Origin of the sequence: Desulfobacter hydrogenophilus, from assembly GCF_004319545.1 — a bacterium.
Lineage (GTDB): Bacteria > Desulfobacterota > Desulfobacteria > Desulfobacterales > Desulfobacteraceae > Desulfobacter > Desulfobacter hydrogenophilus.
In genome coordinates this window covers 2,699,060-2,709,956 of sequence record NZ_CP036313.1, presented here as the reverse complement: position 1 = coordinate 2,709,956, position 10,897 = coordinate 2,699,060, and the positions used below count along the sequence as shown (strand labels likewise).

The 10,897-nt window shown below is 40.7% G+C and carries 15 protein-coding genes; 13 read left to right on the top strand and 2 right to left on the bottom strand.

The annotated features are described in order from the left end of the window. Positions 1 to 28 precede the first annotated feature (28 nt). From EYB58_RS12015 to EYB58_RS11995, 5 genes are all read left to right on the top strand, one after another. The gene (locus tag EYB58_RS12015; RefSeq protein WP_111953187.1) at positions 29 to 406 is read left to right on the top strand and encodes a hypothetical protein; all 378 of its coding nucleotides are present in this window, start codon (positions 29 to 31) and stop codon (positions 404 to 406) included. A 254-nt stretch (positions 407 to 660) separates the two neighbouring features. Next, a complete protein-coding gene (locus tag EYB58_RS12010) occupies positions 661 to 1,017 on the top strand; it encodes a CHC2 zinc finger domain-containing protein (RefSeq protein ID WP_111953189.1) in 357 nt (118 codons plus the stop codon). A gap of 2 nt (positions 1,018 to 1,019) precedes the next feature. Beyond that, positions 1,020 to 1,577 (top strand): DNA methylase, encoded by a 558-nt coding sequence (locus tag EYB58_RS12005; RefSeq protein ID WP_111953191.1) that lies wholly within the window; start codon positions 1,020 to 1,022, stop codon positions 1,575 to 1,577. Next, a complete protein-coding gene (locus EYB58_RS12000) occupies positions 1,570 to 3,237 on the top strand; it encodes an integrase (RefSeq protein WP_111953193.1) in 1,668 nt (555 codons plus the stop codon). The genes EYB58_RS12005 and EYB58_RS12000 overlap by 8 nt, the downstream gene beginning before the upstream one ends. Beyond that, entirely contained in the window at positions 3,234 to 3,896 is a 663-nt protein-coding gene (locus tag EYB58_RS11995) for an AAA family ATPase (RefSeq protein ID WP_131071983.1), read from the top strand. Before EYB58_RS12000 ends, EYB58_RS11995 begins: the two co-directional genes overlap by 4 nt. A gap of 280 nt (positions 3,897 to 4,176) precedes the next feature. On the opposite strand, the gene EYB58_RS11990 is transcribed toward EYB58_RS11995, so the two are convergent. Next, positions 4,177 to 4,497: a glycosyltransferase family protein gene (locus tag EYB58_RS11990; RefSeq protein WP_111958256.1), complete on the bottom strand. Its 321-nt coding sequence runs from the start codon at positions 4,495 to 4,497 to the stop codon at positions 4,177 to 4,179. 13 nt (positions 4,498 to 4,510) lie between these two features. Beyond that, positions 4,511 to 5,881, bottom strand: a complete 1,371-nt coding sequence (locus EYB58_RS11985) for an HD domain-containing protein (protein ID WP_163354484.1) — start codon at positions 5,879 to 5,881, stop codon at positions 4,511 to 4,513. Positions 5,882 to 6,862: 981 nt separating this feature from the next. Between EYB58_RS11985 and EYB58_RS11975 the strand changes: the two genes are divergently transcribed. The 8 genes from EYB58_RS11975 to EYB58_RS11945 all read left to right on the top strand — a co-directional run bounded on the left by EYB58_RS11975 (position 6,863) and on the right by EYB58_RS11945 (position 10,873). Next, positions 6,863 to 7,711 carry a tyrosine-type recombinase/integrase gene (locus EYB58_RS11975; protein ID WP_111958265.1) on the top strand — a complete coding sequence of 283 codons (849 nt, stop codon included), beginning with the start codon at positions 6,863 to 6,865 and terminating at the stop codon, positions 7,709 to 7,711. A 425-nt stretch (positions 7,712 to 8,136) separates the two neighbouring features. Further along, complete coding sequence (locus EYB58_RS11970; RefSeq protein WP_111958267.1) at positions 8,137 to 8,766, top strand: tyrosine-type recombinase/integrase; 630 nt, start codon at positions 8,137 to 8,139, stop codon at positions 8,764 to 8,766. Beyond that, complete coding sequence (locus EYB58_RS23210; RefSeq protein ID WP_163354486.1) at positions 8,763 to 8,939, top strand: hypothetical protein; 177 nt, start codon at positions 8,763 to 8,765, stop codon at positions 8,937 to 8,939. The genes EYB58_RS11970 and EYB58_RS23210 overlap by 4 nt, the downstream gene beginning before the upstream one ends. A gap of 60 nt (positions 8,940 to 8,999) precedes the next feature. Then, on the top strand, positions 9,000 to 9,290 hold the full coding sequence (locus EYB58_RS11965) for a hypothetical protein (RefSeq protein ID WP_111958269.1): 291 nt from the start codon (positions 9,000 to 9,002) through the stop codon (positions 9,288 to 9,290). Positions 9,291 to 9,363: 73 nt separating this feature from the next. Continuing rightward, complete coding sequence (locus EYB58_RS11960; protein WP_111958271.1) at positions 9,364 to 9,729, top strand: hypothetical protein; 366 nt, start codon at positions 9,364 to 9,366, stop codon at positions 9,727 to 9,729. An 89-nt stretch (positions 9,730 to 9,818) separates the two neighbouring features. After that, positions 9,819 to 10,208 (top strand): hypothetical protein, encoded by a 390-nt coding sequence (locus EYB58_RS11955; protein WP_111958273.1) that lies wholly within the window; start codon positions 9,819 to 9,821, stop codon positions 10,206 to 10,208. Positions 10,209 to 10,219: 11 nt separating this feature from the next. Next, entirely contained in the window at positions 10,220 to 10,504 is a 285-nt protein-coding gene (locus EYB58_RS11950) for a hypothetical protein (RefSeq protein ID WP_111958275.1), read from the top strand. 108 nt (positions 10,505 to 10,612) lie between these two features. Next, the gene (locus EYB58_RS11945) at positions 10,613 to 10,873 is read left to right on the top strand and encodes a hypothetical protein (protein ID WP_111958277.1); all 261 of its coding nucleotides are present in this window, start codon (positions 10,613 to 10,615) and stop codon (positions 10,871 to 10,873) included. The last annotated feature ends 24 nt before the right edge of the window (positions 10,874 to 10,897 follow it).

The following is a 10,897-nucleotide window of genomic DNA, read 5'->3' as shown; positions in this document are numbered from 1 at the left end:
CCCTGATTCAAATTTTGGAGAAGAAATAATGGCAAAGAATTCACGTGGAAGACGACCTTGCTCTATTTGCCGGAAATGGTTCACCCCTGATGTAAGACAAAAAGGGCGGCAGAAAACATGTCGTTCGGCTTGCCAAAAAGAGCTTCATCGAAGGCAATGTGAAAAGTGGAACAGGAAAAACAAAGCTGTTTGCAAAAACAATTATCTGGCAAAAAAACTTGAAGAAGCTGAGGAGCAACAAACATCTGGGAACCTTCCTTCGCTTTCATATCAAAAACAGACAAAACCTGTTTTGCCAATGGAAGTCATTATAGCAGAATACGGGATCAAGCCGGCAATTATCATTCAATATCTGGTTACCCAGGTTATCAGCCATAACAATGAAAAAATACAGGGATTCCCATAAAAGACCCTCTGGCATAAACGACTAATCGAGTATAGATTTTAAGATACATGATTGGAATAACTCATTGTAATATAAAGGGATATTAACAGACTAATCGAGTTTTGATTCTAAGAGACATCATGAGGATAACCAACTGATAATACAAGTAGATATCAACAGAATAATCTCTATCTCAGTTTAAGAGGCAACTGACAGGCGACTCTAACCGGTGATATAAAAAAGCACCTGAAATTTTAAAAATAAGGAGGTGTCTTGTGAAAAACAGATTTTCATCCCGGCAATTATTTGAACTGAGAAACAATATCCCTGTAGATGTGTTGATCAGGGACCATTTACAGATTCTATCCAAGATTAGAGATGGTTATTTTCGTTTTCTATGCCCTTTGTGCAATGAATTTCAAACCGCTGTAAATCCAGCCACGAACCTGGCCAGGTGCTTCAGATGCGAAAAAAATTTTAATACCATTGACCTTGTCATGAAAATCAAGGGCTATGGATTTAGGGATAGTGTCTTGTTTTTGAAACAAATAAATACTGTACCCCAGGTTCAGGCCGCAAAATTGACGGCCCTTGCCGCTATGGTCGGCAGGCCTATGCCGGGAGGGCAGTGAGTATGGAACGGCTGCTTGAGCTTGAAACCCTGATTGGTCGAAATCAAGAATGTTTTTACAAAATCGGCCAAGCCTTGAAAGAAATTCGTGAGAATCGTTTGTACAAGCAGGCTCTGTTTGAGTCATTTGAGGCATATACCAGGGCACGGTGGGATATGGGCAAAGCCCATGCTTACCGGCTGATTCGAGCCTATGAAGTAATTTACAACCTGTCTCCAATTGGAGACAAACTGCCGGCCAACGAATCCCAGATCCGCCCCCTTACTCAAATGGATTCCATAGAACAACGCCGTATCTGGAGGGCGATTATAAACAGTGGCATGGAACTGACCGCACGAAATATCAAAAAATTTATTGAGGACCAGAAAACGGCTCCGGTAAGTAAACCGGATCTGACAGATCGAATTACCCATGAATACATGGCTGTTGTAAAGGCAATGCTTGAACAGGTCCGTGTGGCTCAGCATGATCATTGGCAGAAGACCTCCCGCCAGGCAGCATTGTTGTGGCATCGGGTCATATACGAAAAGATTGTATCAAAGGGGGCAGATAATGGATGACCTGACTATTGATGACCGCTTTCATTTACTGCTGCACAAAAAAATCATGAATAAAACCGGATCTACCAAGAGACGGTCCAAAAAATATTACAAGGACCAGTACAAGAAAACCGGAATTATCCCGGCGCCCCTTTTACTGGTTGAAAAAGGAATTATGGAAGGCCGTAAGTGCAGCGGACGGCCCAGAGCAATAGATGAGCAAACCAAAAGACGGTTTATTGAGATGGTCAAGGCGTCATGCGACCCCTCATCCCAGGGATTCATTTTTATCACCCGGAAAGCCAGAACCATTAAAAATTATCATCACTGGCTTGAACAAGAGCTGGGCAGAACCATCAGTCTTCCGGCACTTCGGCGATGTGTCAAAAGGGAAAATCTCAAATTTTACCTGGAAAAAGAGGATAAGCAGGATCAGGTCCCGGTAATGCATGCCTTCAAGTCGGTGCCGGTATTTGCTTTGATCCAGGTTGACGGCTGTAAATTTCAATATTTAAGGATCAGAGATGAACACGGTAACTGGCAAAAACCACAGGTAATTGAAATATTTGATACCGCTTCCAGGAAAATGTTTATTCTGGACTTTTATTTTACCGAAAGCAGCCTGAACTCTGTGGATCTTTTTACCCGTTTTTTGTTGAGTACCCCTTTGCCTTTGCAAAAAATTGGTATCAGACCTGACCAGGCAAAAGGATTTTTAAATCTAAAACGCCCCATCAATGCCATTAACCTGAAGCATTCTACACCGCAAGGCTTCTATTTGGCACCGGATTTTTCAAAGGCGTATTCACCCAAAGATAAGGCACATCTAGAATCTTCACACCGGAGCCTGCACAATTTTGAAATACGTATTATCAAAGCCTTTGAGGACAGGATTGTGAAAACCGTTACCGAATATGACTTCAAGCGGGGAAGAAAGGAAAAAATTACTGTAACCCTTCTTGATATAAGCCTTCAGGAACTAAGGAGCAGCACTATGCTCAGCGAATATCGTAACGAACATAATCATACACAACATTATTTTACCGAAGACGGGGTGGTCAGTGCCTGGGTGCCGGCACAGAAATTTGATGATTTTTTATCAAACCAGGCAGATACCCTGAATTTTACCCCGGACCAGGTTCAGGAATATATGAAATACGGCTACAGGAAAATCAAAGCCACCGTATCCAAAACCAGGACCATCCGCCATGACAAGCGCGATTATTATGTGACCCGTGGTGCAGATAAGTTCAGCAAACATAAAAGCACACCGGTGAAAATATCCAAATACAAGGACAAGCTTTTTATTTTTGAGCAGGGTGAAGACGGTATACTGTTGGGCGAAGCCATTGCAAAAAAGCCGTTTGACAGACCGCCGGCACCAGAACCTTCGCCTGTGCCGCCTGATGAACTTGACACCATTATCGCTCTTTTAGAAAAGCACAATATGGCCGTTGACCGGCCTGTTTTAGTCGACGTTTTTCATAAGGGCCTCACCCTGGCCCGGGCGGAACAAGTGCTTGATCATAATCAATCAAGGTACGCGGATTACACAAAAAAGATAAACCAGCCGGATGACCGTAAAAATCAGGCCCTGTTCAATGCATTTATGCTTGATTGCCAAAAATCGTTAAATACGAACCATGTAGCCATTTATGCATCCCATGGAGACATAACATGAAAGAGGATTTTATCAGTGATAAACGAAGGGTCTCATACTTGGCTGCCACTTATAACCGGATCTACAGAGGCCAAAGCGTGCTCATGGAGGGTGATTTTGGTGCAGGAAAAACTCGGTTTTTAAAATTGCTGCATCCCAAAAAGCTCCATGCTGTATGGGTTGAGTCTCTGTTCAACATACATGAAACCCTGGCCGCGATACTTAAGGAATTAAATTATGAGGCCACCGCCACCTACCGCCGAACTCCCCAGTACCTGAAAATGATCTGTAATCTCTCCAATTGTTTTATCATTATAGATGAGGCCAATGACTTGGACACCCGGGTTTGGCCATATCTTAAACGGATTATTGATGCCGGGGTTCCCATCGTATTTGCAGGACTTCCGAATGTGAGAACTTATTTGAGCCGGAACCATCCTGATATACTCAGCCGGTTGAAAACCCTGATTTTGTATCCCATAGAGGTCGAGGACTTCATTGAAAAATACAAAGATATCCAGCAGGAAGCCGTTGAACAGATTTATATGTCCGTTAAGGGCGATATGCGCAAATTTAAAGAAATCTGTACAGACTGCCGGGACAGGGCAAAGGAGTTAAACCACCAATTTGTTGATATTAATCTTGCCCTGGAATTTATATCAGATCTCCCTCCTCAATAATCCTTACCACAACTTATCTGCATTAACAGGCCATCCTTGGTATAATCCGAGGTTGGCCTGCCTGTATTTTATCCTCATATGTTTTGACGCCGATTTCTGTTTGATTCATTTTTGAAAAACGCCAAACCACAGATCATTATTGAATTTTTCTTACGCCGTTACATTATTTTGTAACTCTGCTTTTATTGGTGTTTCGCTACAACAAGTTTAAATCAAAAACAAATTTGACATTTTTGTTAGAATCTTAAATCCATAATACCGTTACATTATTTGAATCTCATCAACCGTCTTCGCCACCGAAGATCCCGAATTCATGTTGGAGACAAACCACATCCACTCCATTCATGTTCAAAAAATCTGCAGCTAACCGGTATTCCGACATTATATGCTGATTAACCTCAAAGTGCACTTGGGAAGGATACCTGTAGCCCTCAACCCTATCGTTCATCACTACGGCACAGCAATCATGCGTGGAATCATCTTGAGATAAATTTATCAGCAAATCCGTGGTGAATGTGGCAATACCGCACCGGCGCGGAAGATAGTTGCCAATTAAAGCTATCTTATGTGTATATAAAGGTTGGCTTTCCGATTTAAGCATTGGTTTTCTCCTTTCATAGATCTTGGGCCATTTCTGCGTTAAAGACATGGTTGGTTGCGACTCCGTCCCCTAGGACTTCTATTGAGTCTCCGTCACGAAGCCTGAAATCTATATTAACAAGACGCCCATTCACCTTCACTGGCATATCATGGGTAAAACGAATATTAATAATTTGCATGTAGTTACGTACCGTTGCGTTTTGCGCCAAACGGACAATCCGACCGCCGTTTCCAAAAACCAATAGATGATTCTGGAACACCTGCTGATGTAACCGCTCGACAAACGCCTTGTTGCTAAGCGACTCCCGATGTTGGCGAACAAGACCTCCCATCCATTGTGTTCTTTGTTGGTCTAACAAATCGGCCGTCTTGTCTTGTTTATAGCGCCAGTGAGCTGCCGTTCCATGCTCTGCCTCTTGATGCATCAGGTCAGTACGTACTTGGAACTCTATGGGTTTGTGGGAGATTTCCCGAACAGGATAAACACAAGTGTGAAGGGACTGATAGCCGTTGTTCTTGGGAAGACCTATATAATCGTCAAAAGTACCGGGAATCGGTCTGAAGTGAGTGTGCAGCAGTCCCAGGATAGTGTAACATTCCGGAACCGATGCAACAATGATCCGCAGCCCAACCCTATCCATGATCTCTTCCAAATTTTTGCCCGTGCGGATCATTTTGCAATGGATGGCATGCAGGCTTTTGGTACGGCCCTGGACCCGACCCTGAATGCCGTTGTTGGCCAGCAGCCGTTTTGCACCGGAAAGCAATATTCTAAGGCACTTGTTGTCTTCCGACTGGATTGGACAAACCCTTTCCTGCAGTTCTTCATAGTCTTGCGGTGCCAGAATCTGAAAGCAAGCGTCCTCCAGGCGGCGGCGTAAATCACCCAGACTTAGATGATTGGCAATGGGAACCAAAATATCAAGCGTCTCTTGGGCCATTTTTCGGGTGGCTGGAGCTAATGCATTAGTAGCGCATTCCAAAGCCAGCAAACGAAAGGTGATATACAAAATAGCCTTACGAGGAGGTCCCTCCATAGACGCCAGCAGCACGTGCATACTTTCCCGTTGATTTGTTCTACTGTATTTAGAAGGCAGGAAGGAATCCCGCAGGTCCTCAAGAACGGTGGCAACATCCGAACCAAAAGACCCCCGGACATCATCGACATTGGTGAGATTTCCCCATGTAAGAGGTGCCAGCAGAGCACCGGCAATGGTTACCGCGTCGGCATTTTGGCTAAAAAGAAAGTTCGCAGCCTTACATCCAATTGGATTGCCGTTACATGCTTTTTCCTGCGAGAAAATATACGCATTTCTTAGAAGCTTGACATCAGCCGCTTTGAACGTACTTTGGATTTTATCAATAAACAGGCTTTCATCAGCCAATCCCAGATAACTTCGCTCCACTTACCCGAAATCCCCAGAACCAACAAAATGTTAACTTATTTATTGGGATTGAACCCGCTTATTAACAGTGGCATATCGAATCCCAACTCTCCTTGTAAAATCTTTCTGGCCAAGGTCGAGCTGAACACGAACCTCTTTGAGAAGCATAACAAAATCATATTGTTTGATCTACAAAATCGGCTCTCCATTTATCATCCTCGCACATTACCAGGAAGATACTTTATGGGAATTTAATACATGATATAATAGATGCAAGAGGACAAAAAAAAATTTTGCCCTCCCCTTTTATCCTTAAAGCAAGTCATAATTGATGAATCGGCAAAAAGTCCGAATCCTAACATTTCCCTTTCTAACCGAAAAAACAAAAGACTCCGCCGATCGCTTGACAAAAACTCTTTTTTTGAGTTATTTTTTAGATTGAGATTATTCAATTTAGAAGATACAAGCTTTTACAGAAGGACCGCATCGGCTGCTACCGATGAGTTTTTTTTTGTTTTTAGCGGTTACCTTTTTTAAAAAATAAGTTCACTCTCCATAAAAAAAATTTTATAATAGAACGTAATGTAATAAAGAAAGAAGTTAGACGGGCGATCTGGTATCTTTTTCCAGACCACCACTTAAGGAAAGCCCAAATAAAAAAGGGCTCAGAAGAATGGAATTCTTCTAAGCCCTTAAGATTCGTTTGGAGGCGGCTTCCAGATTTGAACTGGAGAATAACGGCTTTGCAGGCCGTCGCCTTACCTTTCCGTAAAGACTTCTTTCTAAAAACTTTACGCTTAACATATAAATAAACCTGCTTTCAAAAAAAAGCAACAATTTTTTTAGTTAAGTGCAAATTTTGTAATTCTCCAACAATCATTAACTATCGCAACTACCTAAATTTATTAAGACTAATATTTAGTATGGATTTTGCATTTGTTGGATGAGGTTACCTAATTTTTCTATTTAGGAGGAATTCAATTGAAACAGATCAGAAAAGTTCATGAAGCGTGGGAATTTTATAATGATTTTATTTTACAGTCATCTTCAAAGAGAAGTCAGACTACAGAGACCGGCAGATGGAAAAACCATATTTCCCCGATAGTTGAAAAAAAAATCATAAAGGAATTGACCATTTATGATCTTCTTGAATTACGCAAATCGCTGGAAGCTAAAAAATTAAGCCCTCAGACTATTTTTCATTGCTTATCTTTACTGCGTAGAATCCTTAACCGGGTTGTCGATTATGACCCCTCGGTGCAGGTGCCTAAATTCAGAAATGTGATGCCAAAATTTGACAACCGCAGGTTACGTTATCTTTCAAGACCGGAATTTGATAGACTTCTAAATATTTTAAAGAAAACATCAAAAGCTTGGTATGATATATCATTGTTTGCCGTTAACACCGGGCTGCGCCGAGGGGAAATATTTAATCTCGGTTTTGAGAATATCAACAAAAATGACCGGAATATTTGCATTTTAGACTCTAAAACTCATAAAAACAGAGTCGTTCCGTTAAATGGCACAGCCTTTAAAATAATCTCGAATAACAAAAATAGGGAAATATTTACCTTGTCCGCACCAAAAATATTTGAGCAGGCCGTTAAGAAATCCGGCCTGAATGATGGAATCAAAGATTCCAGGCATAAAGTTGTATTCCATACACTGCGGCACACGTTTGCAAGTTGGCTTGTCCAGGATGGGGTTAAACTTGAGGTGGTCAGTCAATTGCTTGGCCACAGCAGTCTTAATATTACAATGCGGTATGCTCATTTAGCACCTTCCCAGGGAAAATCCGCTGTTAATTTGATAAGTGAAAAATTTGAATAAAAATTTAGCGATAATTATAGATTTATGTATCCTTATGATAGATTTCCGCAGGTTTTTTATCGATAAATGCAGATTTTTGAAGAATTCTCCGAATATCTGCATTTATCCCGAATATTCTGTCTAAATCTTCGAGGGTAAGAGGGCAGGACATGTAAAGTAGGCCCACTTTTTCAAAGGGGTCTACTTTACGTCCTGCCTTATTCGCTCTGCTCAACGGTAATATGTTGCGAACTATGGTTCGCTTACGGCCTATACTAATAGGCCGGTCCTGCGGACAGCGTTATTTTAAGAGATAACATACCCTGAAGCCGTATACCCCAAACTGATTCATTTTTAGCCCTGAACTCCAAAAAAATAAGGTTGATCAGGGTTTTTTAATAGGGTAAGTTGAATCAAAACTTTAGACTTTTGATTCAAGGAGATTTATGGCTAAATTTGCCCCTGAAATGCGGTTATTGAGTCCAACCGGAGAACGACTTTATTTGACAGCCGAAGAACGGGAAAAATATTTAAATGCCGCTATTGAAGAAGATCCAATCGAACGGATGTATTGTCAAATTCTCTATTATACCGGTTGCCGTCCTTCCGAAGCGTTGGAATTAACACCAGGACGGATATTAATAGAAGAACAGTCAATTGTTTTTAGGTGCTTAAAAAAACGCAAAACCGACAGTAAAGGAAGGGTGAAGCAACCCGAATATAGAACGGTTCCGGTTCCCAAAATATTGATAGAACATCTTGATTTGGTGTTTGATATTCGCCAAAAGCAAAAAAAACAGAAAAGCCTTAACACACGCCTTTTTAATTTGAGCAGGCCAACGGCATATCGTTTAGTTAAGAGAGTTATGGACCGGGCAAGCATCAAAGGTAAACAGGCTACAGGTAAGGGTTTAAGGCATTCTTTTGGCGTAAATATGGTATCAGGCCCTAAACCTTTACAGATTCACGTTTTAGCTCAAATAATGGGCCACAGCAGCACAAAGACAACGGAAGTATATTTGCGGTTCGTGGGCGAAGAAAAACGAAAATTAGTGATGGAGGCATGGGAAGAATGACCACAGAAAAAAAAAGAATCATAACAGCGCACAAAGGTGGCCGGACTGAACGGATCAGCCAAAGGGTTTTGCCGGAAGTTAAAAATATGTTCGATGAAATGGCAGAACGGAAAAATATGAAACCTGCTGATTTTTTAGAATTTTTAATAAAAAAAGTGTATAAAAAAGCTTGACTTTGTCACCCAAACTGCTATAATTCTCTTAACTTTAATAGACAAGGTTAAGGAGATATCATGGAAAGCCGGAATAGGGAGGCAGGGATGTTAAAGATCGAAAAAAATCTTAGAGAGGATGGTTTTAAGTTTTTGGAAAATCACCTTGCTGAGGGTGTTACAACTGTTGAAAAGGGCGAATTTCAGGCACACTTTATTCACGCCAAAGACAGAGGTACTATGCCTGCTTTTGAAACCTTGAATGATGGCACCCTGCATCATACTGGCCCTATGAGAGTTAGCACATGGCGTACTTTTTTAGATGCAATCGTTACTTGTGAATTTGATTTTGTTGAATACGCTAAACGGTAAACAAACTTGCTCCGGTACACCGGAGCCTAAAGCAAAATAGGGAGGCAGGAGCCGGGTGGCAGGGAGGATAAGCATGAAAACAACCGCACATACACAATTTTTTAACGGTATTCCCGTGACCGTTCCTAATAAGACGATTGAGACCAAGGCAGATTTTTATATCTCATACAACAATTATGACCGTGCTGATTATGGTGGACATGATACTACCGCCCTTGTCCTTGAAGATGGAAAAAGTCTCCCGGTTTTTTTGATTCTAAATGGGAATCATATGAAACAGTATTCTGCTCTTAAAGAGCAAGGTTTCAAAGCATGTTACCAATATTTCCTTCAAAATATTGACCTGATAAACCAACGAAGTGACAAGTCAGTGGAGGGCGGCAGAGAGACTAACCGCAAAATCATGGATCATATAAACAAAAGGCATGAATCAAAATAGAAATAGGCTAGGGCCCAAACAAATTTGTTGAATCAAAATAAGGAGGCCTGCCCCGGTCGGATGCCGGGAGGCCCCAGGAGAAAAAGAAGATGAAAAAAATAACAATATCAATAGTCTTAATTGCGTTACTTATTGCCTTCATTTTTTATGCCACCTCAAAATCCAATAAACAACCTATAACCACGATAAAGGAATTTATTGGTCTTGATAATAAAGTTGCCGTGAGAATACATCCAATGTTTGTAACCACGATCTCTTTTCAAAAAAATGATCATTTGCAACTTATTAAATTTGACCCGAAGGATGTACCTGAAAATTATAAAATTATCTTAGATGGTCCTTATAAATTAGTTTTATCAAGTAAGGTTAAAGATATTATTCCCGCTGAATTTCCTATTCAAGTTGATAAAACTATTATTCTTTCCCTTGTTGAATCAAAACGGGAATTTAATCCTTTGGTAATTTTTGAATCAAAATAGGGAGCAACAACATGGAAAAAAATAATCATTGGGTCGTATCAATTTTAATAATAATAATAACCTTAAACGGATTATTGTTTTGGAATCAACACATAGATAACCAAGAAATAATTGCAAAAATGAATCAGATAAATACGAAAATAGACTTAATTTTAGATCCGCCTCAGCCATCCAGCGGAATTCCAGTTATTAACAGTCGGCAATTTATTAATACCGTAAAAAAAATGGGCATCAAACGAAATGAATTAGAACAAATGCTGCAGAAGATTATAAACGAAGTATATGAATTAGAGTAGGGAGCAGTCACCCGGCCAGGGTCACATCCAGGAGCCACCCGGCTCCTGGATCAAGAAAAAGATAAACGCCCAAAAAAAGAAACCATAAATCAAAATAAGGAGCATCCAATGAAAACAGTCATACCAGATGAAAATAGTATGAATGAAATAGCAGGTAGAGTGTATGAAGCAATAGATATTCAGAGAGGGATTGAAGAAGGAAATCTTAAAACAATTGATGATGTACTTAAGTTTGTTAAGCAATCATCTGAAAGGTTGTCAAGAGTGCTTAAATGTTCCCAATGGATTTACAATGACAATTGTTGTCTTGATGTAAAAAAGACACTAGAAAACAAGAGGAACAGGCACCGGGCAGGTTCGGGGCTATGATTCAAAACATCTGAAAAAATAGGA